Here is a 25,901-nt window from a genome sequence, read left to right as displayed (position 1 = left end):
TAAATATATAGACTATTAAATGTTTAAACGGTTTAACGCGTTTTAAATTATTTTTTACTCAAAAAGCGAACCAATACTATCTATACGTACCGGGTATTGCTTTCGCTACTCCATATCCTCGGCAATGAACAAAAAAGATTGCTCAAACTGCAGAGTAAAAAAGCCATCGTGGGTGGTTTTATACCTGTTACTGCCGCTGGCTTCAAGTCCGCTTATTTGCAACCCTGACGGATGCGAAAGTAATTCAATGAACTCGCCGGCCGGTTTCCATTTGCTGAACCCCGAATTAACCGGGTAAATCTTTTGCCGCTCCCTGAAAATCACCAGGTTTATTTTATCAGCATAAAATAAAAAGTCCTTTAGCTCCAGCACATCAATAATTACATTAACCGCCGGATAATTATGCGTTACCAGGTATTTTAAAGCTGCCCCCGCCGCATTGTCTTCTCCCGCAGGCATCAGTTTCACATCCGACTGTAAATCACCCACATCACCATCGCCTATTATCCAGTCAACCTTTATTCCTCCGGCATCCAGCTTTTCGGCGGTATCAGTGGTGCAGATCACCGTTGGGCTCCATTCCAGCAGTTGCCCCAGCATTTCCTCATCAAAAGTATCCATACTTAAAACCAGTAAAGCCGGCTCCTGTTTTTCGCGTACTATATGATGTGATGACATTGCTAATGTAAATGGAACAGATGAATATTAAATGAAAATATAAAGATGAGATTTTTATCGGGATATGGGGCGGTGACGGTGTTTTATGACGAAGGAATCGCTTTTAAGATAAACTTGATTTCCATGTATTGTCAGTGTTAAATTTTTTTAACGCAGTGTCATTTCGATAGAGCGGAGGGGAGCGTGACCGTGGCGCGAAAGAGAAATCTTCTACAACAGAACAGTGTTTAAGCAGGGCGTATAAGATTTCTCACTCGTTCCTCATTTCGAAATGACATCGGGTTAAAGATATCTACGTACAAGTAAATTCCCGCTATCAATACATCTTCCTGTAAAACTCCTTAACCTTTGCTGCAGGGTCGGCTACGAGGTTTATGGCCGATGACACTGCTATGCCATCAATGCCGGTTTGGAGTAAATGCTCTACATCATCCAACCGGATGCCCCCAATGGCTATCACCGGGATGCCGATTCCCAGTTTCTCTAACTGGCGATAACCATTAAAACCAATCGGGCTATGCGCTGTGAGTTCGTCAGTAGCAGCGGATGCAAAAGGTCCGTAGGCATAATAATCAACCACACCGGTGCTTTGTAAATGCAGCAATTCATCAGTATCTGCGGCTGATGCACCAAGGGTTTTATCCGGGCCGATAACCTTACGGATGGTAGGCAAATCGGCATCAATATCATCAATATGCACACCCTGCACGTCAACACGGTCAATCAGGTCGTAATGATTGGCAATGATGAGGGTTGCGCCCCAGTCATCACAAATTTCGGCTATCTCGTTTATTTCATCAATCAGCTCATCTTCGGGTTTGGTAAGGCAACGGTATTGTACCCAGTTTGCACCTGCGCCGCAAGCCATCTGCACCTGTTGTACATGGCTAAAGCCAGGCAGATCATGTGTTAGATAATGAAATTTAGAGACGTATTTTTTCATTTTTAAATCCGGGAATTTGGCTGAAATATAAAGTCCGAAAAACTACAAAGAATCTTTCGGACTTTAAAAATTTCCCAGCCTCCGGGCCTCAATATTATTTCAACATTATTTCAAAACTTCGCTGATGGTTTTGCCTACGCTGCCATCCGGGGCCTGAATATGTAATAACGATGCTATGGTTGCCGAAATATCTGTCATATGTGTTTGGCGGGTAAGGCTGCCATGTTTAATGCCCCAGCCCATAAATACCAAGGGAATGTGCGAATCATAAGGGTTCCAGGTGCCATGTGTTGTACCGGTTGGGCCACGGTCATTTGTACCGTGACCGGTGTACCATGCTGGTTTCAGGATGATTTGGATGGCACCGCTATGCTCGGCATTATAGCCATTAATGATCATGCTGCGCAGATCATTAGGAATATTGGCTGTTTGGATCTTTTGCAGATCGACTGCATAGGCAACACCTGCCTGTTTCTTCAGGTATTCGATACAATCCTGTTTTATTGCGTCTTCGCTAACGCCTGCTTTTGCAATAGTGGCATTGTTAAAGTTAACCTGGTAGTTATCCATGCTGATGATCAGGTTATTCACTTTGTATTTATCGCTGATCATTGCATTCATTTCTTTTGCAGCTTTGGCATCGTCCCAAACACCTGCAGGGATGTTATGATCTTTCAAAAAGTTGGGGTTATGGGCAGCACCATGGTCGGCACTCAGGAAAACCGAATAATTGCCTTTACCTACGGTTGCATCTAAATAATTGAAAAACGAGGCAAGGTCCTGATCCAGCCTTAGATAAGTGTCTTCAACCTCAACCGAGTTAGGGCCAAACTGGTGACCAACATAATCTGTTGATGAAAGGCTCACTGCTAAAAAGTCGGTTACGGTGTTTTTACCCAATTTTTCGCCTTCAATGGCTGCTTTAGCCAAATCAAGCGTCATGGTATTGCCGAAAGGAGTTGAGCGGATCATGCCGATGCGGCCTTTATAAAGCTCAGATGTTTTAACCGGTAAGGTTGGTGTTGCGGCACCTGCAAATTTACCTTCATAACGGTCGCTGTTATCAGGTGCACTTTGAATGTAAGTGTCCACAGGGTATAGCGGGTTCCAGTCTTGCTTCAGGTATTTTTCGGCAATTTTTTGGCCGTTAAAAGTTTTAACCCAGGCAGGCAGGTCTGTCATGTAATAAGTGCTGGTGATCCAGTTGCCGCTGGCATCGTCAAACCAGTAAGCCGCATTTGCTGAGTGGCCTGCGGGGAGGATACCGCCGCGGTCTTTCAATGCTATGCCGATAACTTTTGAGCGGAAATTAGTGGCCAGCCTCAACTCGTCGGTAACCGTAGTAACCAGCAAATTGCGGGGCGACATTTGCCCGGCTTTTGAAGTACTTCCAACAGCTACAACGGTACTGTCGTCAGTACAGTATATAGGTTTGCCGGTGGCCTGGATAATGAAATCATTACCCACTATGCCATGAATAGCAGGGATGGAGCCGGTATAGATACAGGTATGCCCTGCAGCGGTTACTGTAGGAATGTATTCAATATTGGTGTTTTCGCAGGTAAAGCCTTCATTCAGCATCCGTTTAAAACCACCTGCCTGGTAACGGTCATAATAGCGGTACAGGTAATCCCAGCGCATTTGATCAACCACCAAACCCACAACCAGTTTGGGGCGGGGAATTGATGCCGACGCAGGGGCGGCCGTTGTAGTTTTCTTTTTTTGTGCCGATACCGAAACGGTAGCGAAGGAGAGGGAAATAAGAAGCAGATGTTTAAACTTCATCGAGAAAAAAATTGATTGCGCCAAATATCAGCAAAGCATTTAAAATGCAATATGATGTTTTTGTTAAGTGTGGCGATTGTTACAAAGGGGGGAGCTTTAAATAAACGCGGTATCGACTCACCCCGACATCGCTACGCTTGTCACCCCTCTCTACGCAAGCGTAAAGAGGGGGATTTTAATTTATTTTTTTAGCCCTCTTTGCGGCGAAGCCGGAGAGAGGGTGGTCCAGCGAAGCGCCGACCGGGTGAGTCAACTATGCGCCATGCTATTCTTAGGTAGAACGGCTTACAAAATGTTCAAAACTTCGTAAGTTTAACAAACCAATGTCATAAACATATAATCAATGAAACGTATCCTTTTACTGCCGCTTTTGCTGCTGGCCGGCTTTGCTATCGCACAAAATAAAAGCCTTGATGTTGTTGCTACCGATGCCGGTAAGGTTTCGGGTTTCATGAGCCAGGACGGGGATGTGCATATTTATAAAGGGATCCCCTTTGCCGCACCGCCGGTTGGTGATTTGCGCTGGAAGGAACCACAACCTGTAAAACCATGGGAGGGCGTAAAAAAATGTACCGAATTTGCAGCCAGCCCAATGCAAAGCAAGCCGGATCCGTTCGGCGTTTACACACGTGAGTTCCTGATCCCTTATGAGCCCATCAGCGAAGATTGCCTGTATCTGAACGTGTGGACTGCAGCAAAAACACCATCCGAAAAACGGCCTGTACTGGTGTACATTTATGGTGGCGGTTTTGTAAGCGGAGGTGCGGGCGTACCTATTTATGACGGTGAAGCCATGGCTAAAAAGGGGATTATATTTGTGGTTATTAACTATCGCGTTGGGGTCTTTGGCTTTTTTGCGCATCCAGAATTAACCAAAGAGTCGCCGCATAATGCTTCCGGGAATTATGGTTTGATGGATCAGCTTGCCGCGCTGAAATGGGTGAAACAGAATATAGCCGCCTTTGGCGGAGACCCGGATAAGGTTACCATAGCGGGGCAGTCGGCGGGGGCGATGAGCGTAAATTGTTTGGTGGCATCACCGTTAGGTAAGGGGCTTTTTAACGGCGCGATTGCCGAAAGTGGGGCAAGCTTCATCAGTCCGCGAGGGTATGGCGATTTAAGAGAAGCAGAAGTAAATGGCGTAAAAACAGCCACTGCTTTAGGCGCAAATTCTATTGCCGAGCTGAGGAGTAAACCTGCTGCCGAACTTGTTGGCAAAGGTCAAAGCCGCCCGGTTATTGATGGTTATGTTTTGCCCGATGCTATAGCCGGTATTTTTAACGAGCATAAACAAAACGATGTACCGGTACTTACCGGCTGGAACGAGGATGACGCTTTTGTGGGCGCACCCAAAACGGCCGAAGATTATAAAAAGATGATCAGTACGCAATACGGAGCACAGGCAGAAGAGTTTTTGAAGCTTTATCCGGCAAGTTCAGACCCGGAAGCGGCTACATCGCAGATCAGGATTAACCGTGATCAAACTTTCGGGATCCAGAATTATACCTGGGCCAATGTACAGGGCGAAAAGGGGAAATCGAAAATTTATGTTTACCGTTTTACCCGCCGCCTGCCTGCTACTGCCGATTTTGTTAAATACGGTGCTTTCCATACCGGGGAGGTGGCTTATGCTTACGATAATCTCAAATTTCTGAACCGTCCCTGGGAGCCTGTTGATCAGCAGCTGGCCAATACCATGAGTACCTACTGGGCTAATTTTGTAAAAACCGGTAACCCAAACGGAAAAGCTGTACCAGCCTGGCCGGCTTATTCAACAAGCGATAATAAAGTAATGATATTGGGCGAAAAGCCAGGAGCGAAAACTTTGCCTGATAAGGCGGCTTTAGATTTTATGGTGAAGCGGGCGGGTGGAAAATGATACAAGATTTAGGGGTAATTTAATTGGTTTGAAAATTAAGGGTAAACGCGTTTAAATCCGTAGGTGCCTCCTGTTTTATGCGTGATTTCCTAATGTAATCTACTTTGCAGCCTTAATCTGTTATATAGCCTGAAAAATACTGCAATTGTAAGTTAGTATATTAATGCCTAATTTTCTGATCTATACATTGCTAATGAAAAAACATCTCTTAGGCCTATTCCTATCCTTACTAATAACAACTGCTTACGGCCAGCATAAGGCAGTTGATAAGGTGCTTGATTCCTGTATTAAAAAAAGAAATTTTAACGGTGTAGTTTTAATAGCTAAAAACGGTAAGCCGGATTATTTAAAATATACAGGCATAGCCAACAGGCATTATAATTTCAGCTTCTCACCCAAAACGAGGTTCCAGATCTTTTCTGTTACAAAAACTTTTACGGCGGCGCTCATTATGCAGCTATACGAGCAGGGTAAGATCAGCCTTGACTCAACCATATCGGCTTACTATCCTGAATATAAAGGGGAAGCATCACATAAAGTTACCATTCGCAATTTGCTTACTTATAGCAGCGGGAGGTATTTAAAAGAAATGGATCCGAAATTTATTCCTGAAGCATATGATCAGAATTTATGGCCGGTAGATACCTTCATTAACAGGTATTGTTCCGAAAAGCTGATTGATACGCCGGGAAAAAAATTTAATTACAGCAACGGTGATTTTATTTTATTGGGCAGGATCATCGAAAAAATTTACAAACAGCCATTTGATGTTGTTTTGAGAGAAAAGATCCTGACCCCGCTGAAAATGAATAATACCAATTACTGGCACCATGAGGATATTGTTCCCAATCTTGATGAAGGTTACTACAACAAAGAAGGCAGTGTTGATTCATTAGTTATGCCTACCTATCACTATATCGATAATCATTTTTCGGCAGGGGCCATGTATTCAATACCGCAGGACCTGCTCATTTTTGATCAGGCCATATTTAACCATACCCTGCTGAAGAAAGCCACGGTAGATTTAATGTTGACATCCTACCCTAAACTTGACGATGTGGCATTTGGCTTTTGGGTGTACCCGCGAAAAATAGGACAGACAAATACCATTTTTGCCGAAAGGCAGGGCGGAGGGTATGGAAACGAATCAAACTGGGTGCATTTGATAGATAAGGGTGTGACACTTATCCTGCTTTCCAATACGGAAACTGCTGATTTAAATAAAATGCGGTTAGATTTACTGGATGCTTATTTGAATTATAAATGAAAGCAGGGCATAAAGAACCTTACGAAGTTTTCAAAACTTCGTAAGGTTTACACAAGTACTTTTTAAATAAGCGGTAATCTGATAACCTTAACCGGATTACCCCGCTCAAGCGAGTGATGCTCCAGCCACTGGCTTTGCTGCTGATCTGTTAGCTTACCCGCATGCAGTGCGTTTATCCTGGCTTCGATCCGGCTTAAACACAGCTTTTTGTTTTGCAATTGTGATCGGCTATCCATTACAGTAACCTGTATGCCGGTAGGTTTGTGAACGCCGCGTACGGCTGTTTCAACTTTGTTTACGTTTTGCCCGCCGGGGCCTGATGAACGGATAGTTTCAAAGGTTACATCAGCGGGATCAAAGCGTGTTTGCTCCGGGATGTAAAATACTTCGACACCCACAAACCAGTTTTTACGTTTATGAGCAGGGCGAAAGGGGCTTTGCGCTGTCCATTGTATAGTTCCCTGCCATTCTTTAAGCAGGCTTTCCAGTTGGGTGCCTGTTGCCATTAAAGTAGATGACAGGAGTGTGCCGCTTTGATCACCCGGTTTATCTTCGGTTACGGATATGGTTATGTTTTGAGCTTTTGCCTGTTTCAGGATCATGTTCCTTATCTTAACAACAACGAGGCAGCATTCAGCCGGGCCTTTGCCGGCTGTAATTTGTATGATCTTTTTCATTATTCGTTATCCATTCTTACAATGCGCGGGTAAAACTTACCCTGTACTTCAATTAATTGTTGCTGGGCCGCCATCACCGTTTCGATGTTTTTATAGGCCGAGGGGTTTTCGTCCAAGCTACCGCCGATCAGCGTTACCCCGGCATCGGTCAGCATTTTCTTCATGGCCGATCCCGTTATATTTTCACGGGCTTCTTTGCGGCTCGTGGCCCGGCCCGCGCCGTGTGATGCGGATTGTAAGGCGTCACCGTTTCCTTTACCCATTACCAGGTAAGCAGGCGTAGCCATGCTCCCGGGAATAATTCCCAATTCGCCTGCATGTGCAGGTGTGGCCCCTTTGCGGTGGATGATTGCTTCAGTACCATCGGGCAGTGTATCCTTCCATGCAAAATTGTGATGATTCTCCACTTGGCTCAGTGCTTTTAGGCCCAACGCTTTTAACAGGTTGGCGTGGATGCGGTCATGACAGGCCTTCGCATAATCACCGGCGAGGTTCATGCTGAGCCAGTATTCCTGTCCTGCTTCGGTATCAAGATTAAGCCAGGCCAGTGGCTGTGCTTCGCGCGGAAGCTTGCAGGTATCCATGGCTATTTGTGTATAATGCCGGGCGATATTAGCACCCAAACCCCTGCTGCCCGAATGCGACAATAAAGCGAAGTATTGTTTTGGCGGAAGATTGAGCGCGTTATCTTCATAAAACGCCATAAGCCCAAACTCCACAAAATGATTACCGCTGCCCGACGAGCCTAATTGTTTAATTGCCTTGCCATGCAGTTTTTTGAGCAACGTGGTTTGGTTAAATACAGGGCTATCCAGCACCTCGTGATATTGCGACTCGCTTAACCCGCCATCGATCCCGAAATGAGTATGGTCATTTATAGCCTGTTTAATTTGATGGGTGTAGCGTTTTAAAAAGCGCTCATCGGCATCAATGATGGATAGAGCCATGCGACAGCCAATATCCATGCCTACGCCATAGGGGATCACCGCGTTTTTAACAGCAAGTACCCCGCCGATAGGAAGGCCATAGCCGTTATGGGCATCAGGCATCAATGCTCCCCGGATGCTAACCGGCAATTTTAGGGCAAGCTCCATTTGTTTTATGGCGGATGGCTCAATGTTTTCTTCGCCAAAGATATTTAAAGGGCCATGTTGATCCTTTAATTCATATGATGCAGATACCGGTTCATGTATTTTGCTGATGAACGTTTCGGCAATTTTGCCGGTTATTGCATTGTTTAGATGGGCATCCGGCTGCTGCCTGATACCGGTTAATAAATTGATTGCCTCGGTTTTGCTGTAATGCTTAAAGTGTTTGGCTATCATATTCACGGCAAGGCTGCGCTGTTTATTATCGGCGTAACCTATTTGTGTCAGTTCTTTTGTTTTTAAATTGCCCATAAGGGGTATAGTTTAATGGTCGAGGTAGGCCTCTTTTGAGGTGTACTTCGGTTTGTTTTTAAATTCGTTGATGTATTTGGGGAACTCGTAAAAATCCCAATCCCATCGGTTATTGGTTTGATCCTTTAGTTTTCGGATGCGTGGCCAATGATTATTCCAATCGATAAACTTATTGATTGCGCTAAGTTGTTGTTCAAGCACTTCGTCAATTTGTTTTGCAGTATAGATAATGTGTGGCCTGATCACCAATACAAATCGCCATTGTTCGGTAAAAGCGTATGTAGGCTTCCAACATTGACGCCGTGCATCCCATATTTCCTTTAAATAAAAGCAGCGTTTTTCTGCGTCTGAAAGATTGAGCTTTGCGCTGTGAAATTCTTCAGGATCAAATTCCCTGAGTTTTTGCTCTTTCTCCGAATAAAGGTATTTGCCTTTACGGCGCTTTTTCTTTTTAAATGATTTATCGTGGTGCCACCACTTTACATTTATTTTATTGAGCAGGTTTTGATAAAATTCGGCTTTATCACTGCGTGCAATGTCGCTGCGTAAAATAAAATAGCGTATGTAACCACTTTGGTAAGGTTTTTCCAAAGGGATAGGCGGCAGTTCTCTGATTTGGCACCTTAGTTTCCAGCGTTGCTTGTCAAGCTCGATCAGCTTTTTATCAAAGGCATCTTTAACCAGTCGTTTTTTTCTCCGTGCCGATTTTAAACGGTACGGCAAATCATGTATGTCCATCGGACTTTACGTGTTTAATTTTTCAAAATCTGTTATGATTTTCAAAAATTCGTCCCCGGGTTAGGGAGATACCCATTTTGAAAGTGCAAGCCAAACCTTCAACACTAAAAAATCCGCAGACAAACAAAACCTATTACCGGTTAAATACACCGGTAAAAACGTTTAAATAAAAACAAAAGAATTGCTGTCCACCTGTTAAAGGTGATGCACTAATGGGATATGGATGAGATACTCTGTAGCATAGTCCTTAAAATATTAAAGGGTTAACAATTAAGGAATTGGTACAAAGATGCAAATATTTTTTAATTAAGGAATAGTCGGATAAATAAAAAGCGTCATTGCGAGGTACGAAGCAATCCCAAACTGTACAGGGCGGACCTGCAAGTCGGGGATTGCTTCGTACCTCGCAATGACGCCTGGTTTTTTAGTTTTTTAACTGCACTTACAATATAAACTTCGTACTCAGGAAGTTTGAATCATTGTCATTCACAATTTCGTTGATGATGTTCTTATTGGTTTCGGTCATTTTGGTGGTAACCAATGAGCGGATAGAAAACGATCTTAAGGCATCATGTACTGATAGGGTACCCTCAGCACTATCTTTACGACCAGTGAAAGGGAACACATCGGGTCCGCGCTGGCACTGGCTGTTGATGTTTACACGGCTTACCAGGTTCACAAAGGGATCTATCAGTGATGAAATTTCTTTGGCATCATTACTGAAAATACTCACCTGCATACCATGCGGCGAATCTATCTGGTAGGTGATCGGCTCTTCAATATCCTCAAACGGAATTACAGGAATCACGGGGCCAAACTGCTCTTCGCGGTATAGCTTCATGTTTTCGTTAACCGGGTAAACTATCGCCGGGAAAAAGAACGAAGCGGATGTTTCACCGCCATTTTCGTTGATCACCTTTGCGCCGTTGGCTAAGGCATCGTTTACAATATCGGTAAGATAAGCCGGCTTATGAGGCTCAGGCAAGGGGGTAAGTTTCACGTCTTTCTCCCATGGTAAGCCAAATTTAAGCTTGGCGACTGCTTCACTTAATAGTTTCAGAAACTTATCAGCAATCTCTTTGTGTACAAAAATTACTTTAATAGCGGTACAACGCTGCCCGTTAAATGACAGCGAACCTAAAATACATTCGCTCACGGCCTGGTGCAGGTCGGCATGTTTGGTTACGATGGCGGCGTTCTTGGCATCTAAACTCAAAACAGCCCTTAAGCGGTTTATTTTAGGGTGACGCTTTTTAAGGTCGTTAGCAACTTTACTTGAACCAATGAAAGCCAGCACGTTCACCTTGCCCGATGCCATTAATCCCGGAGTTACCACGGCGCCACGGCCATAAATGGTATTTACCACACCTTTAGGAAATGATTCCTGGAAAGCCCTTAACAAAGGGTAATGGAGTAGGGTACCGTGCTTAGGTGGTTTAAATAAAATGGTATTCCCCATGATCAGGGCGGGGATCAGGGTAGTAAAAGTTTCGTTCAATGGATAGTTGAACGGCCCCATGCAAAGCACCACACCCAATGGTGAACGGCGGATCTGGGCTACCAACCCTTCGGCCATTTCAAAACGTGACGACTGGCGGTCGATATCTTTCAGGGCATCAATGGTAGCATTGATGTACTCAATGGTACGGTCAAATTCTTTAGCCGAATCGGCGTATGATTTGCCGATTTCCCACATCAGCAGTTTTACTACCAGCGTACGCTGTTCGCTCATTTTGTAAATGAAGCGCTCCATGCATTTAATACGGTTGGCAATGCTCATGGTCGGCCATTCGCCGCGGCCGTTGTCGTAGGCTTCAAGGGCAGCATCCAATGCTTCAAAAGCTTCTTTTTCGGTGCAAACAGGGTAGGTGCCAATCAGTTTGCGGGTAAAAGTACCGTCCTGGCCCCAAAAGCCAACGGGGGAGTAAACCTCACTTACTTCGCCATTCCATGGTTTCATTTCGCCACCGCTCAGGTATTCGCGCTGGTGTACTTCTTCAATCTGAAATTCGGGAGGGATATTGATTTCATCAACAAAAATTGAGCTGAGCTGGGTTTTAAAACTCATATTTTTTCAAGGGTTTGATTTCCCCTAAGATAAAAAAAGCCTGCTTTAACAAGCAAGCTTTTATGTGCTAATAATGTTTACTGATTTTATTATAGCACGATGATGTATTTTCTTAAAATCCGCTTTGATTAAGTCATCAAAACCCCTTGTCATTTCGATAGAGCATGGGAGGGGCTGAAGCATCGGGGCGAAAGAGAAATCTTCTACACCATGCAAACTTTAAAGCATCGTGTAGAAGATTTCTCCTCCCCCTTACGCGCTTTCCCCGGCTGATTCGTCGAAATGACAATCGGGTTATTAATGTACTCATTCACGCCGTTTCCTTATACAAAACCATGCCCGCGTGATAAAACACGCCGTCCCTGAAATCGCCTTCGGCGGTAAAACCGGTATCGTCGAGGTATTCAACGTGGTTACCTAATACGCTGTAGTAACCGGTGTAGGCATTTTGTTTATCGCCGCGGGCCTCGGTGTACCGGCCGTTGGGTAAAAATTCATGACGGATAAACCCATCGCGGGTAACCCAAACACCTATATAATGATGTGCATTTATTGTTGTATTGCTGTTGAAAGTGTTAAATCTTTCCATGTTTCTAATTCGTTTTGAACGAAGGCAAGCTTTTTTTCAACCAGCCCATAAGCGTCTTCGCCTAAAAATAAATTTAGCGGCGGGTTAGCTTCGGTGGTTATGCTGATCATAGCCGCGGCTGCTTTTTCAGGATCGCCGGCCTGTTGCTTGTCCATATCGTTTTGGTGAAAATTTACTGTATCACGTACGTTTTGATAGTCTGCTATCTGGTTTTGCGGCACTGCCAATGAGCCGGCCGACAGGAAGTTAGTCCTGAAATAACCTGGCTGTACAATGGTAACCTTAATGCCAAAGGGTGCTACCTCGGCCGATAGGGTTTCGGAGAAACCATTAACGGCAAACTTGGTGGCGCAATAGATCCCACCGCCTGCAAAGGCACCGGTGAAGCCACCTATAGATGATACATTTAAAATATGTCCTGATTTTTGAGCACGTAAATAAGGCAGGGCCTTGCGGATTACATTCAATGATCCGAATACGTTAACCTCAAAGTTGTCACGCGCCTCGCGGTCGGTCAGTTCTTCAATGCCTCCCAATAAGCCATATCCGGCGTTGTTGACAACAACGTCAATTTTCCCGAAGGTTTTTACGGTAAGCTCAACGGCTTCCTGTACACTTTCTTCGTTGGTTAAATTAACGGCAAGTGGCAAAAACTGCTCGCTGTGCACATCAACTGCATTGTTCAGATCGCTTAAATTGCGCGATGTGGCGGCTACTTTATAGCCCTCATTTAATAGTTTTTTTACTAAGGCAAGTCCCAGTCCTTTTGAGGCCCCGGTTACAAACCATACTTTATTGTTTTCCATAGTTTTAAATAGATTTTAATTTTATTGATTTGTTACTGTTTTACCGGCGATTTTTGATTTTCGCTTATTTTGAAAGGTTAAATCTCCGGCAGTTGATATTATCGTGTTTGCCCAAGCGGCCTTACCACAACCTCATTAACGGTAATATTATCCGGCTGACTTATTGCATAAATAACAGCGTTGGCTATGGCCTCTTCATCAAGTTTGGGCATATTGGTAAGGTTACCATATAAGCCTTTGATTTTGGGGCTGGTAATGTCATGGCCTAACTCCGATTTTGTAGCCCCCGGGTAAATGGTAGTTACCTTAATGGTTTGAGCCACTTCCTCGCGCAGGGTTTCCATGATAGCTTTCACCGCGAACTTGGTACCGCTGTACACCCCGATGCCCGGTGAAGTTTTTAATCCACCTACCGATGAGGTTGAAAGGATATGACCTTCGCCACGTTGAAGCATATGGGGGAGCACCGCATTAATGCCATACAATACACCTTTAATATTAATGTCGATCATCTTGTCCCACTCATCAACATGGCCCTCTTCAAAAAAGGAGATGGGCATAATGCCGGCATTGTTCCACATTACATCAACCTGGCCAAATTTGGCTATAGCCTGTTGAATGAGGTTATCCAGATCGGTACGTTTGGCAACATCGGTTACTACGTACATGGCATTGTCGCCAATTTCCTGTACCAGGGTTTTCAGCTGGTCTTCCCTGCGGGCGGCCAAAACCACTTTGGCGCCGAGCTGTGCCAGTTTACGGGCGGCAGATGCACCGATGCCACTGCTGGCACCGGTTATTACAATCACTTTGTTTTTGATACTTTCCATTTTATTGTTTTTATATAGGTAGATATAGGGTAAACGGAATAAAATTTAGAAATCGGTTGAGCAGGTTACATCCTGCCACTGCCTGATTTCCTGGTGTAAAGTATCCAACTTGGCCAAAGCGCGATTGTATGCATCACCACCTAATAACAGGTATAATGGCGGGTTTTCTTCGTAAACTACATTAATGATAGCAGTTGCCGCTTTTTCAGGGTCGCCGGCTTGTTTGCCATCCATTTTAAGGTATTTATTGTGGATGGCACGTACCTCGGTGTAATCCTCAATTTTGTTTTCGGTAATTGAAATCGAATCTGCAGTAAGGAAGCTGGTGCGGAAAGCCCCGGGAGCAACCACGGTTACGTTAATCCCAAACTCTTTAACATCGGCAGCAAGCACTTCCGAAATGCCGATCACCGCATATTTTGATCCGGCGTAAATAGCCCAGCCGGTGTTGGCAGTAATGCCTGCAATAGATGAAATGTTAATGATGTGGCCCGAGCGTTGTTTGCGCAGGTAAGGCATTACCGCACGGATCACATTCAGGGTGCCAAATACATTTACGTCAAATGCCAGGCGGGTTTCGGCATCGTTCAGTTCCTCAATAGCGCCGCCAATGCCATAACCTGCATTGTTGATCACTACATCAATGCGACCAAAAAATTCATGGGTATGCTGTAAAGCCAGCGATACACTGCTTTCATTTGCCAGATCGACCTGTAGGGGTAAAAATTTATTGCTTGTTGTATCAACCGCGGTTGTTAACTCCTGTAAATTCCTGGAAGTAGCGGCAACAAGCTGTCCTGCATCCAGTAGCTGTTTTACCAGGCTAAGGCCAAAGCCTTTTGAAGCACCGGTAATAAACCATACTTTGTTGTTGTCCATAAAAATTGTTTGCTTTGTTATTAAGATAGAACAAAGTTACAGCGGCAACAAAGGGAGTGCATTACATTAATCAAACCAAAGGTTACGAAATTCAAACATTTCGAAATGAGCCTGGAGTTTGCTTGGTTTGTTTTTTGAAAAAATTATTGAAATGGGTAGGTTCTTCAAAGCCGAGGCAATAACCAATTTCAGAGATATTCCAGTCGGTATGCCTTAGTAACGATTTGGCTTCACTCAGCAAACGGTCGGCAATATGATCTGTAGTAGTTTTGCCGGTAGTTTCGCGAATGGCCCTGTTCAGGTGGTTTACGTGTACCGATAGCCGTTGCGCAAAATCATTGGCCGAGCGCAGCGCAAACCGTTGCGAAGGGGTTTCGATAGGGAACTGCCGCTCCAGTAGTTCGGTAAATACAGATGTGATGCGCGATTTGGCATCAACATGTTTATAAACATTTTCGGATGGTTCGGTCTTTAAGGCGTAGTAAGCCAGCTCGGTAACATAATTGCGGAGCAGGTCATATTTAAAGGCATATTCGGTGTTAATCTCTTCCAGCATTTTTTGGAAAAGATTGGTCACGTAGGCATCCTGTTCATCATTTAAAGCATAAACCGGCTTGGCGTTAATGCCAAACATCGGGAATTCGCTTAAACCTGTCCTGAATTTCTCCAGGAAAAACTCTTCAGTAAATATGCAGAAGAAGCCGGTACGATCGTCAGACATATGCTCAAACGTATACGGTACCATCGGGCTAAAGAACATTAGCGTTGAGCCCGAAAGGGTAATACTTTTATCGGCGTAGTGGATGATATTATCACCGCGCATCAGGCTGATCTTATAAAAGGTACGGCGGCTATAAGTTACCTGCTTTGCATTAGGGCCAATGCAATCCTCAATTCTGAATACATTGAAGTGACCGATGCTTTGCTGCAGGTTACCGGGCAGCCAGTTAATCTTCCTTTGATAAAAATCTTCAAGTGTTTCTGCTTTCGACATAAAAACAAAGTTACAAAAATCAAACCTGGGTGTCAAGTGGCAGGATAGGGCGGAGGGGTGACAGAATTGGTTATAAAAAATAAAAGCCTCCCAACCTTGCGTCGGGAGACTTTCAACCTAAACCTTATCACAATTAAACCGGTAAGTTTACCAGTTCGTAAATACTATTACAATCACTGTGCCAAAACCGGGGACTTTTTAAATTTTTTATTAATGTATCCATGTTGATACATTAATATTAGGTTAAGTTGATGTTTATATTACAAAACGGGGGAATGACTAAGTGTCAGAAAGACACATAGTCTTAATTTGGCATACAGAAAAGTGAACACTTTATGCCTCTTTTGCAGCTTTTTTTCTACGCAGATAACTATCGGTTAAAAATAGCGCCAAAATTACATCAAACACGAAAAAACTTTTCATAAAAGCACTATTGAAAATACTGCTGGCTGCAGGTAACTTAAAATCTGCTGGTAATTTAATGTTTACAACACTGAACGGATTTCCTGAAATTTGAACGTTTGAAAGGATGATTGTTAACAGGGCTAATATGCTCAGTACAAAAAAAGCGGCAATGCCTAATATTATCTTTTTATTAATGGTTGATTTTAAAGGCGCCAGTGCATGTTCGGCCCGTATGGCCTCCATTATATTATAACTAAAGGCCATTGATGGCTCATCAAGCTCCATATTGGCAAATTCCTGGTTTAGCACAAGCAGTTCGGTGTATTTTTGTTTGTACATATCATCCTGCTCAATAAGCCGGGCAATGGCTTCCTGCTCAGCCGGTGTGCAGGTACCATCAATATAGTTCCAAAGTTTTTCTTCGATGGTGTTCATATCAGTTCTTTCACCTCGTGTTTTAAATTGCGCTCCAGCTTTTCTTTCAAACGCTGGCGCGCCCTAAATAGTTTAACCTTAACGGTATTTGTTTCAATACCCATTGTTTGGGCAATTTCCTCTAATGATTGTTCGCCCTTATAAAACAGGGTGATTATAGTGGCATCGTCGGGCAGTAGCTGCTCAATGGCCTGGTTCAGGTAATATGACCTCGATTTATTTTCTACATTATTGGTATCATAGGCCGATTCATGGCTTTCAACCTGCACAAATGTGCCCTCGTCATCAATAGAATCGGTATCTACCCTTTTCTTTCTTAAAAATGTCATGGCGGTAGTATAAACTATACTATAAAGCCAGGTACTAAATTTCGACTGCCCCTGGAACGATGCCAGCGAGCGGTATGCCTTCACAAAACAATCCTGCGCAATTTCTTCAGCATCCTCCCGTCCCTTGGCAAAGCGCATAGCCAGCGTAAAAACAAAACGCTGATGCCGCTTAACCAAATCGGCATAGGCAAACTGGTTACCCGCCAGGGTTTGCTCAATAAGTTCGATATCTGAAAGCTTGCTTTGCATTATATAACCTCTGTGACTACACCTTAGCAGATCGGGTTACACCTTTATGTAAATATAATTTATTTTGGTGGGAATGGGTAGCTCCTACCATTGCTGGTTAAAAAGGCATGTCATTGCGAGGAGGAACGACGAAGCAATCTCGTAGCTATACAGATCGGACATGCATTGGCTACGAGATTGCCACGCTACGCTCGCAATGACATATTTTTTAACTGCCTCTTCCAAAACCGTCAATTGATTGCGCGCGTTGCCTGCGGCCGGGCTTTACGCTCATACTACACAGGGCCTTAGCCACGGGCCGGTATCCGCTTTAGTCCCTAACGCATATTTGGGTTCAATTAAAGCCGTACATTCTAAATCCAATAATCCAAATACGCACCCTTTATTCGTAACATACGCCCAAACATTCAATCCTATAATTTTGTATTTTTACATTTATTATAAGGGGTACAGTAAGTTGATGGATGAAAACAGGTTAAATATTTTAAATGGGTCGAACAGGATGCTCAGCAAGCTTCAGCTGCTGTCGGTGTTTTTTGAAGATGAGCTCATTTACAAATTATACCTGCGTACCCAGGTTATCCATAAGCTTTTTGAAACCAATCCCGAGATTGACATCAACAAGCTGGAGCTTTTTCACGTTCAGTTTACGACGAGTTTGGTCGACCTGCTCCGTAAGATCAAGAAAAACAACGAGAACAACGTGAGCCTTGTGCTCGATGAAATCCAGCTTACCAAAGAGATGATTGATAAGATGGATGACAATGTGCTCACCGAGCAGGGTTTTAAGATTGACAGGCAACGCCAGGCCCTTAAAGTGAACCTTTCCTTACGGAAGCTTTACCAGGTGCTTTCTGATAACTCCGCTGATTATCCTTTCTCTAAAAATATTAATGCTTTCAGTCTGCGTTACGGCTCCGACTTTTTTTACAACATAATGCCCGAGTTATATAACGAACTGGTGCAGCATAATTATAACGACACCTATCATAATAATTACGCCGTTATCCAGCGTAAGTTGATGGGGGTATTGTTAAAGCACGAGTTTCGTACCGAGTTTTACTGCGGGTTAAAGGCCGGCAACCTGATACTGGAAGTTTATAAATTTATGGATGAAGACAGGCACTTTTTATTTTCGCCTGCCAATAATTTATTCCTATTTTGCGATGTAACAAAGCTTTCGGGCATCGAGAATAATAACAATCTGTCAAAAAAGGAAAAACTGGCGCATGAGCTGCAGGATAAAATTGACAAACTACAAAGTGATGTGGTAACGATGAAATCATATATGCCTCCCGAAATAAAATCCCTGTTAGCCGAAAACTATAAAAAAATAGCCGACATCAATTTTTTACAAAGCCTGAGCGATGTTGATGTACAGGCTAATATTTTAAAAGCAATGCTTAATACCGATATCATATAATTTATGGAGTTTTTACACTATGTGCTTGGCCCCGACCTGAAGGCCGGCGTCCTGATTATTTTAAACCTGATTGTTATTGAGAGCCTGCTCTCTGTTGATAATGCTGCCGTACTGGCTACCATGGTGCTCGACTTGCCTCCGCACCAGCGTAAAAAAGCATTACGCTATGGTATCATTGGCGCATATGTTTTACGTGGTGTTTGTTTGTTTTTAGCTGCCTGGCTGGTATCGGTTTGGTGGTTAAAGCCACTGGGCGGTTTGTACCTCATTTATTTATGCTTCAATTATTTTAAAGGTAAGCTAACAGCTGCCGACGGTGATAGCGAAGAAGAATCTGTTGATAAAAACAAGAATTGGCTTTACAAGTCGACCGTGGGTTTGATAGGTAATTTATGGGCAACCATCGCTTTAGTTGAGCTGATGGACCTTGCCTTTTCTATCGATAACGTTTTTGCAGCAGTGGCATTTACCGATCACAAAATGCTGATCTATATTGGTGTGTTTATCGGCATCCTGGCTATGCGTTTTGTGGCCCAGGCTTTTGTTAAGCTGATGGAGAAATTCACGTTCCTGGAAACGGTAGCGTTTATAGTAATAGGTGTACTGGGTATTAAACTGTCCTCATCATTATACGTTCACTTTTTCCCCGAAGCCGGATTTTCGAAAATGATGGAAGGCGAAAGCGCTGATATTTTCACTTCAGTATTCACTGTGGCCATATTTATTATCCCGGTACTAACATCGCTGCTGTTCAACTTCCCTAAAAGGCATACCATTGAGCCCGAAGTTGCCGAGGCAGCGGAGGATGTGCTGGATAAGCAGTAGTGTTCAGTTGGCAGTTTTGAGTTGGCAGTGTGCCTCAGTAAAAGCGTGGGGCATGTGCGATTCCCTCCCCTGGGAGGGTGTAGGGAGGGGTTTCTTGAACTATTTGTGATTTTGCAAAGCGTATAGACCCCTCCCTGTCACAACACAGGCAGCCGCACCCCTCCCTGGGGAGGGAATTGAAAAAGATTGATTAGTAATTAAACAAATGTTCTTAAATAAAACAATAGCTTCCATTTTTGGCATTGGATTTTTGAAGGGTGGGGGCACTTACGCGGCAATAGTTACCTGTGGCTTTATCTGGCTGCTGTGGCAAAGTCCGTCCTTGCAAAATCCCTGGTACCTGTTGGCTATTACCATATTTATTACCGCGCTGGGTGTATTTGTAGGCAATAAAGTTGAACCCGACTGGGGCGAAGACAGCTCGCGCGTGGTAATTGATGAGGTTGCCGGGATGCTGATAGCTATGCTCTTTATCCCCGCTAATTTATATTTCCTTTTAGCCGGATTGGTATTGTTCCGCTTTTTTGATATTGTGAAACCGCTTGGTGTTCGCAAGATGGAAGATCTGGGCGGCGGTTTAGGCGTTATGATGGATGATGTGCTGGCCGGTGTTTATTCCAATATCCTGCTGTGGGTAGGGTATTTTGTTTGGATAAAGTTTGGTGCGCATTAATTGATATAACCTGGGGTTGTGCAATTTCCTCGTATTTTAGCGTAAGTCTTGAGCGAGGGAGAAGTGTAGTCGGAGACTTGTGCTTCCGCATAGGCACAAGTGTGCATACCCCACATCCTGCCCACAACACTTGCGCCAAAGAAGAATTTTTTTGTCATCCTGAGGAACGAAGGATCTTCTTGAAAATACAGGGCCGCTATACAGGGCGAAGAAGATCCTTCGTTCCTCAGGATGACAAAGGATTAATATTATTCCCGCATAGGTACAAGTGTGCGTGCCCCACATCCTGCCTACAATACTTGCGCCAAAGAAAGATATCCTTATCTTACCACTAAAATATCCCCCTCAATCCTGTAACAACCACTGCCTGTTACAGTCTTATTTTTGTGTAGACAATTTTACAATATCACCTCAATAAAACATCTACCTTAGATTAAATGTTTAATTGCCGGTTTGTCACCGGCCAATACCTGCAATGCCGCGCAAAACCCAATAGGCAATACAGGTTTCACCTAAAAATAACACATACTAAAATGGCTATTAACTTACAAAAAGGGCAGAAAATAGATATCGGCCTTTCAAGAATGACAGTTGGTTTGGGCTGGAACCCAAACGAAGGTACAGGTTATGATTTCGATCTTGACGTATCGGCCATCATGATCGACGCCAGCAGGCTGGTACCGCAGGATGAGTTTTTTGTGTTCTATAATAATGTCGATTCGCCCGAGCAATCCGTTCACCATACCGGTGATGACCCCACAGGTGGTAACAGCGATGGCGGCGATGATGAATCAATCACCGTTGATTTAACGAAAGTGGATGCCCGCATCCAGGAGATCCTGTTTGTGGTAACTATCCACGAAGCGCAGGCACGCCGTCAGAATTTCGGGCAGGTACGTGATTCCTATATTCGTATCTTAGATAACCAAACAGGAGCCGAAGTTTGCAAGTACGAGTTGGGCGAAGATTTTTCTATCGAAACAGCTATTGAATTTGGCAGGTTGTATAAACGCGGCGGTGCGTGGAAATTTGAAGCATCGGGCGTGGGTTATAAGGAAGACCTCGCTTTCTTTTTAAGTAAATATTTCAAAGGGCAAATAATCAAATAAGGCAATGGCTATAAATTTGGTAAAAGGTCAAACAATTGACCTGCGTAAAAATGATAAAGGCGAAAGTTTCGATCTGTCATCAGTAACTATAGGCTTAGGCTGGGATGTGCGAAAAACCCATGGCGGTGGCTTTTTGGGCAAGCTGTTTGGTGGCGCCGAAGAAGCGGAATATGACCTGGATGCCATAGCGTTTTTGCTGGATAAGAACGGCAAGGTAGCCAATCGTGGTTATGCCAAGCAAACCGCTAATGGTCGTACCATTCATATGTTTGAAGGCGATGTGATCTACTTTAATTCGATGCGTCACCCATCTGGCCAGATCTGGCTTACCGGCGATAACCGTACCGGCGCAGGAGATGGTGACGATGAACAGATCATTGTTAAGCTTGATTCGCTCGATCCCAAATATGACCGCATCCTTTTCCTGGTGGCTATATACCAGGGGCAAAAAAACAACCAGCACTTTGGGATGGTGGAGAATGCCTTTATCCGAGCGGTTGATAGTCACGGTAAAGAGATTGCCAAATTCAGTCTCTCGGGCGATTCGACGTATAACGGCATGTGCTCCATGACCTTTGCTGAGGTTTATCGCAAAGACGGCACCTGGAAATTCCGCGCCATCGGCGATCCGCATACAACTGATAGCCTTTCGGAGTTGCTGAAGGGCTATTAAAAGAGAATCAAGACATCAAGAAGTAAGAGCCAGGAAGAAAGAGTCAAGACAAAAGATTTTGAGAATCATGAATAGGATTATCTGCATAGACTTTTATCTTGGTTCTTTTCTCTTGATTTCTTGACTCTATAAAAAACATGCAAATCTACCAGCATTATTCATTTGATCTTTGGCTTACGCTGATCAAATCAAATCCATATTTTAAGATAGAGCGTACCAAGATCTTTCAGCGGGATTTTAATCCGGCAGGCAAAAGTATTGATGAGGTTGCAAGGGCTTTCCGCCAGATTGATCTGATGTGCAATGCTGTAAACGAGCGTACCGGCAAAAATATTGATGCCGATGAGATGTACCTTATGGTGATCAGCATGATCAATGATAACCAGTATCCGCTTGCCGATGTAGATATTGATAAGCTTTACGCCGATATGGAAAAACTGCTGTTCTACTACCTGCCGGTGGTTTACTCGCCTGTAACAATTGATACGCTGCAGCATCTAAAACAAAAAGGCGATTGCTCATTGAGTATTTTAAGTAATACAGGTTTTATAAAGGGGCAAACGCTCCGCAAGGTGATGGTTAAATTAGGCCTGGCCGACTTTTTTAACTTCCAGATCTATTCGGACGAGGAAGGAATGTCGAAACCTAACCTGGCCTTGTTTAACCTGATGGTGCAAAACGTTAAAGATTGTAATAAACCAAAACAAATAAGCCTGGCAGATATCATACACATAGGCGATAACCCGGCGGCAGATATAGCAGGGGCTAATGATGCGGGCCTTAACAGCTTGCTCATCAATTCAAACAACTTATCAATTTTAAACTTATTAAGTTTATGAAAGCTACCTACTCATTACATCACATCAACAGCGCAACACACTTTGGTTTCGATGCGGATGATTACAGTCGCTTTAAATTTGGCGATGGTGAAGTATCACGCTATTTCGGTACCGATTTGGCCGATGGGTTCATTGCAAAACACTTGAGCAAACAGCCCATAAAAAAGCAAATAGTAGTAATATCGAGCCCATACTCGTTTATCCCTACGGCTACCTTCGCCATGAAAAACCATTTTGTGTGCAGGCTTAACCGCTGGCTGGCCGACCATGGTTACCCTGTGGTGCAGGAAACCAAGGTACACCGCACCATAACTTATAAAGAAGATTATGGCGAGCTGGATGCCGAGCAAAGGATCAGTTTGATAGGTAACGATTCCTTTCATATAGATAAGGATTTCCTTGTGGGTAAAACGCTGCTGTTTTTGGATGATATCAAAATAACCGGCAGTCACGAGCGCATGATCATGAAAATGGTTGATGAATATGGCTTACAGAATGATATTTACATGCTGTACTTTGCCGAGCTGGTGAACAAAAACATCCACCCTAATATTGAAAATTACCTCAATTATCATCATGTTAAAAAGATATATCATTTAAATGATATCATCAAAGGCAAGGATTTTTGTATCAATACCCGCATCGTCAAATATATTTTAAATTACGATCACGAAAGTTTTTGCATTTTTATACAAGATCAAGGCAGCAATTTCATAAACTTGTTGTATGATATGGCTTTGGGTAACGGTTACCATACTATTGAAGCCTATGCGCCTAACTTAAACTTTATTAAACAAAACCTATTAATAAACAACAATAAACTAATTCAGCATGGCAATTAACTTGCAAAAAGGCCAGCGGGAAACCATTGGTGCCCCCAAATTTACTATAGGCCTTGGTTGGGATACAAACAGCTCATCAACAGGCTCGGCTTTTGACCTGGACGCTTCGGTGTTCATCATGGGCGATAACAAAAAAATACTGACCGACGATTTTTTCGTTTTCTACAATAACCCAAAATCGCCTGATGGCGCTGTGGAGCATACCGGCGATAACCTTACCGGTGCAGGTGATGGCGATGACGAGCAGATCATTGTCGACCTGTCAAAGATAGATCCGCGGGCTACCGAGATCTGTATTGTGGTAACCATTCACGAGGCCGAAAGCCGCCGCCAGAATTTCGGGCAGGTGCGCAATTCATTTGTTCGCATTTTTGATTCGGCTACCAATGTAGATATTTTGAAATATGAGCTGGAAGAGGATTTTTCAATAGAGACTGCCGTTGAGTTTGGCCGCATCTATAAAAAAGACAACAACTGGAAATTTGAAGCTGTGGGGGCCGGTATGAAAGGCGGCTTGCAGGATTATTTAAACAAATACAACTAAAATTATGGCTATCAATCTTCAAAAAGGGCAGCGGATCAGCCTTGAAAAAAGTAACGGCAGTAAATTACAAAATGTATGTGTTGGGATAAACTGGGGAGCTATTGAAAAGAAAGGCTTGTTTGGCTTCGGTACTACCAAAGAAGCGGTTGACCTTGATGCCAGCTGCATTTTGTATAACGACAGCAAACAGCTGATTGATGTGGTTTACTTTGGTAACCTGCGTTCAAAAGATCATTCGGTAAAACACAGCGGTGACGACCTTACTGGCGACATGGCCGGGAATGACGGATTAGACAACGAAGTGATCACGGTTGATTTTGGCACGCTGAGCCCAACCGTTAGCTATGTAGCCTTTGTGTTGAACAGCTTCCGGGGCCAGGATTTTGGCAGCATCCCGTTTGCATCTATCCGCATTTATGAAGGCACGCCAACCCGCGTTAACGAGATCTTCGCTACCTATGATATTGCGCACAGCAAAGATTTTGCAGGCCACGTATCAATGGTGATGGGCGTGTTTTACAAAAAGAACGACGAGTGGAAATTTAACGCGATAGGTGAGCCAACCCGCGACCGCAAGCTGGAAGAAACCGTGAAAACTGTTACCGCAACTTACTTATAAGTACTACCAATGCCGGGGTATATTGGTTATCCGGGCGTTATTTGTCACAATAATTATTTTTAAAATAAGATTATGGAAAGTGCACCAAACAATGATGAACTAAATATACCACCGCTGATCACTCCAACCAGTTTGGATATTCCGGCGGCAGCTCCAGCGGCAAGCAGTGTGCCTATGAGGCTGGATAAGCAGGGCAATGTTAACCTTGATGTTATCCCCACCGAAGATGTTAAAAAATACGGTGAGATGGGTAAGGACTTGAACCCGAGTGATGTTAACTCCATACTGAACTATGGTGTTGAGGTACAAAACTCGATGGAGAAATACAGCAACAACTTCCTTACTTCGGTACGTACCTATAACTCGGGTGAGGTTGGCGTGCTAATCAATGACCTGCTTACCGAGCTTAATTATATTGATGTTGATGAATTGAACCAAAACGCGTTCACCTCGTTCATATCACATATTCCGTTCATGAAAAAGCTTGTAGTTGATACCAAAAAGCTTTTTCAGAAGTACGATACTGTGGTTAACAACATCGACAAAATCACCAATAAGATCAAGGCCGGTCGCGTTAACTCTTTGAAGGATAACAGCTCGCTGCAAACCATGTTTGACAGTAACGTTACCTACATCAAGCAAATGGAAGACCTGATCATTGCCGGGCAGCTTAAGTACAATGAGCTTAACGAAAAGTTGGCTGTGATGGATGGCAACCCAACAGCTTACCAGGACTATGAAATTGCCGATCTGCGCGATTTTGTGACCCGTTTGGATAAACGCCTGGCCGACCTGAAAGTGGTTCGTTTCATTATGATGCAGTCGCTGGCGCAGATCCGTGTGGTGCAGAATAACAATACTACGATTGCCGAAAAAGCACAGTCAATTGTATCAACCACTATCCCGGTTTGGAAAAACCAGCTTACCATAGCGGTGGCGCTCAATCGTCAGAAAGAGAACGTGGAGATGCAGAAAAAGATCTCGGATACTACCAACACCATTTTGCAAAAGAATGCCGAAATGCTGAAACAAAACAGTATTGACGTAGCCCGCGAAAATGAAAAAACTGTAGTGTCATTAGATACACTGAAAAAGACAACCTCATCACTCATTGAAACACTTACCGAGGTAAAACGCATTCACGACGAAGGCACAGCTAACCGCCGCACCCTGAACACCGAGCTTCAAAACCTGGAAACAGAGTTGAAGAAAACGGTAACGAGTGTGAGTTAAACGCCATCAGCGCGGTTTCTTATACTGCGCGTATAATAACTCCCGTCATTGCGAGTAACGATCAGGGGAAACCTGAAAAAAAATGTAATGACGTGCTTTGGGATGAGAAGTAAGATATTTGCCTGGAAAAACAAGGTCAAACTACAGACCCCGTATAATCCTTGGGGCCT

The 25,901-nt window shown here is 43.8% G+C and carries 26 protein-coding genes; 12 read left to right on the top strand and 14 right to left on the bottom strand.

The window, feature by feature from the left end; genetic code table 11:
* Positions 1–105: 105 nt before the first annotated feature.
* From ACFFGT_RS21740 to pafA, 3 genes are all read right to left on the bottom strand, one after another.
* Positions 106–678 carry a thiamine diphosphokinase gene (locus ACFFGT_RS21740; protein WP_377024615.1) on the bottom strand — a complete coding sequence of 191 codons (573 nt, stop codon included), beginning with the start codon at positions 676–678 and terminating at the stop codon, positions 106–108.
* 316 nt (positions 679–994) lie between these two features.
* The gene (locus ACFFGT_RS21735; protein WP_377024614.1) at positions 995–1,621 is read right to left on the bottom strand and encodes a thiamine phosphate synthase; all 627 of its coding nucleotides are present in this window, start codon (positions 1,619–1,621) and stop codon (positions 995–997) included.
* 105 nt (positions 1,622–1,726) lie between these two features.
* Entirely contained in the window at positions 1,727–3,406 is a 1,680-nt protein-coding gene (gene pafA, locus ACFFGT_RS21730; RefSeq protein WP_377024613.1) for an alkaline phosphatase PafA, read from the bottom strand.
* A gap of 343 nt (positions 3,407–3,749) precedes the next feature.
* Between pafA and ACFFGT_RS21725 the strand changes: the two genes are divergently transcribed.
* Positions 3,750–5,285, top strand: coding sequence for a carboxylesterase/lipase family protein (locus ACFFGT_RS21725; RefSeq protein WP_377024612.1), 1,536 nt, complete (start codon positions 3,750–3,752; stop codon positions 5,283–5,285).
* A 193-nt stretch (positions 5,286–5,478) separates the two neighbouring features.
* A complete protein-coding gene (locus ACFFGT_RS21720) occupies positions 5,479–6,552 on the top strand; it encodes a serine hydrolase domain-containing protein (RefSeq protein ID WP_377024611.1) in 1,074 nt (357 codons plus the stop codon).
* A gap of 62 nt (positions 6,553–6,614) precedes the next feature.
* Here the strand turns inward: ACFFGT_RS21720 and prfH are convergent, their stop codons facing one another.
* From prfH to ACFFGT_RS21665, 11 genes are all read right to left on the bottom strand, one after another.
* Positions 6,615–7,229, bottom strand: a complete 615-nt coding sequence (gene prfH / locus ACFFGT_RS21715; protein ID WP_377024610.1) for a peptide chain release factor H — start codon at positions 7,227–7,229, stop codon at positions 6,615–6,617.
* A complete protein-coding gene (locus tag ACFFGT_RS21710; RefSeq protein ID WP_377024609.1) occupies positions 7,229–8,629 on the bottom strand; it encodes an RtcB family protein in 1,401 nt (466 codons plus the stop codon). The genes prfH and ACFFGT_RS21710 overlap by 1 nt, the downstream gene beginning before the upstream one ends.
* A 12-nt stretch (positions 8,630–8,641) precedes the next feature.
* Positions 8,642–9,367: a hypothetical protein gene (locus ACFFGT_RS21705; protein WP_377024608.1), complete on the bottom strand. Its 726-nt coding sequence runs from the start codon at positions 9,365–9,367 to the stop codon at positions 8,642–8,644.
* A 442-nt stretch (positions 9,368–9,809) separates the two neighbouring features.
* Complete coding sequence (locus ACFFGT_RS21700; protein WP_377024607.1) at positions 9,810–11,435, bottom strand: NADP-dependent glyceraldehyde-3-phosphate dehydrogenase; 1,626 nt, start codon at positions 11,433–11,435, stop codon at positions 9,810–9,812.
* Between the two features lie 310 nt (positions 11,436–11,745).
* Complete coding sequence (locus tag ACFFGT_RS21695) at positions 11,746–12,024, bottom strand: Atu4866 domain-containing protein (protein WP_112651662.1); 279 nt, start codon at positions 12,022–12,024, stop codon at positions 11,746–11,748.
* Positions 11,985–12,830 (bottom strand): oxidoreductase, encoded by an 846-nt coding sequence (locus ACFFGT_RS21690; protein ID WP_377024606.1) that lies wholly within the window; start codon positions 12,828–12,830, stop codon positions 11,985–11,987. The genes ACFFGT_RS21695 and ACFFGT_RS21690 overlap by 40 nt, the downstream gene beginning before the upstream one ends.
* A 98-nt stretch (positions 12,831–12,928) precedes the next feature.
* Positions 12,929–13,660 carry an SDR family oxidoreductase gene (locus ACFFGT_RS21685; protein ID WP_377024605.1) on the bottom strand — a complete coding sequence of 244 codons (732 nt, stop codon included), beginning with the start codon at positions 13,658–13,660 and terminating at the stop codon, positions 12,929–12,931.
* Positions 13,661–13,705: 45 nt separating this feature from the next.
* Positions 13,706–14,539 carry an oxidoreductase gene (locus ACFFGT_RS21680; protein ID WP_377024604.1) on the bottom strand — a complete coding sequence of 278 codons (834 nt, stop codon included), beginning with the start codon at positions 14,537–14,539 and terminating at the stop codon, positions 13,706–13,708.
* 91 nt (positions 14,540–14,630) lie between these two features.
* Positions 14,631–15,533 carry a helix-turn-helix domain-containing protein gene (locus ACFFGT_RS21675; RefSeq protein WP_377024603.1) on the bottom strand — a complete coding sequence of 301 codons (903 nt, stop codon included), beginning with the start codon at positions 15,531–15,533 and terminating at the stop codon, positions 14,631–14,633.
* A gap of 333 nt (positions 15,534–15,866) precedes the next feature.
* Complete coding sequence (locus ACFFGT_RS21670) at positions 15,867–16,373, bottom strand: anti-sigma factor (protein ID WP_377024602.1); 507 nt, start codon at positions 16,371–16,373, stop codon at positions 15,867–15,869.
* On the bottom strand, positions 16,370–16,951 hold the full coding sequence (locus ACFFGT_RS21665) for an RNA polymerase sigma factor (protein WP_110586394.1): 582 nt from the start codon (positions 16,949–16,951) through the stop codon (positions 16,370–16,372). The genes ACFFGT_RS21670 and ACFFGT_RS21665 overlap by 4 nt, the downstream gene beginning before the upstream one ends.
* A 460-nt stretch (positions 16,952–17,411) precedes the next feature.
* Here ACFFGT_RS21665 and ACFFGT_RS21660 point away from each other — a divergent pair, with 460 nt between their 5' ends.
* The 10 genes from ACFFGT_RS21660 to ACFFGT_RS21615 all read left to right on the top strand — a co-directional run bounded on the left by ACFFGT_RS21660 (position 17,412) and on the right by ACFFGT_RS21615 (position 25,731).
* Positions 17,412–18,374, top strand: coding sequence for a hypothetical protein (locus ACFFGT_RS21660; protein WP_377024601.1), 963 nt, complete (start codon positions 17,412–17,414; stop codon positions 18,372–18,374).
* A gap of 3 nt (positions 18,375–18,377) precedes the next feature.
* Complete coding sequence (locus tag ACFFGT_RS21655) at positions 18,378–19,199, top strand: MeeY/MeeF family manganese export membrane protein (RefSeq protein WP_377024600.1); 822 nt, start codon at positions 18,378–18,380, stop codon at positions 19,197–19,199.
* 205 nt (positions 19,200–19,404) lie between these two features.
* On the top strand, positions 19,405–19,872 hold the full coding sequence (locus ACFFGT_RS21650) for a phosphatidylglycerophosphatase A family protein (RefSeq protein WP_377024599.1): 468 nt from the start codon (positions 19,405–19,407) through the stop codon (positions 19,870–19,872).
* A gap of 533 nt (positions 19,873–20,405) precedes the next feature.
* Positions 20,406–20,981 carry a TerD family protein gene (locus tag ACFFGT_RS21645; protein ID WP_377024598.1) on the top strand — a complete coding sequence of 192 codons (576 nt, stop codon included), beginning with the start codon at positions 20,406–20,408 and terminating at the stop codon, positions 20,979–20,981.
* Positions 20,982–20,985: 4 nt separating this feature from the next.
* Positions 20,986–21,654, top strand: coding sequence for a TerD family protein (locus ACFFGT_RS21640; RefSeq protein WP_377024597.1), 669 nt, complete (start codon positions 20,986–20,988; stop codon positions 21,652–21,654).
* A 137-nt stretch (positions 21,655–21,791) separates the two neighbouring features.
* Positions 21,792–22,493 (top strand): HAD family hydrolase, encoded by a 702-nt coding sequence (locus ACFFGT_RS21635; RefSeq protein ID WP_377024596.1) that lies wholly within the window; start codon positions 21,792–21,794, stop codon positions 22,491–22,493.
* Positions 22,490–23,335, top strand: a complete 846-nt coding sequence (locus tag ACFFGT_RS21630; RefSeq protein ID WP_377024595.1) for a phosphoribosyltransferase family protein — start codon at positions 22,490–22,492, stop codon at positions 23,333–23,335. The genes ACFFGT_RS21635 and ACFFGT_RS21630 overlap by 4 nt, the downstream gene beginning before the upstream one ends.
* On the top strand, positions 23,325–23,879 hold the full coding sequence (locus ACFFGT_RS21625) for a TerD family protein (protein ID WP_377024594.1): 555 nt from the start codon (positions 23,325–23,327) through the stop codon (positions 23,877–23,879). The genes ACFFGT_RS21630 and ACFFGT_RS21625 overlap by 11 nt, the downstream gene beginning before the upstream one ends.
* Before the next feature lie 4 nt (positions 23,880–23,883).
* The gene (locus ACFFGT_RS21620) at positions 23,884–24,498 is read left to right on the top strand and encodes a TerD family protein (protein ID WP_377024593.1); all 615 of its coding nucleotides are present in this window, start codon (positions 23,884–23,886) and stop codon (positions 24,496–24,498) included.
* Between the two features lie 72 nt (positions 24,499–24,570).
* Positions 24,571–25,731: a toxic anion resistance protein gene (locus ACFFGT_RS21615; protein WP_377024592.1), complete on the top strand. Its 1,161-nt coding sequence runs from the start codon at positions 24,571–24,573 to the stop codon at positions 25,729–25,731.
* Positions 25,732–25,901 lie beyond the last annotated feature (170 nt).

It is taken from the genome of Mucilaginibacter angelicae (genome assembly GCF_042434235.1).
Classification (GTDB): Bacteria; Bacteroidota; Bacteroidia; order Sphingobacteriales; family Sphingobacteriaceae; genus Mucilaginibacter; species Mucilaginibacter angelicae.
Note: the sequence above shows the minus strand (reverse complement) of the source record. Positions and strands in the feature narration are given on the sequence as shown.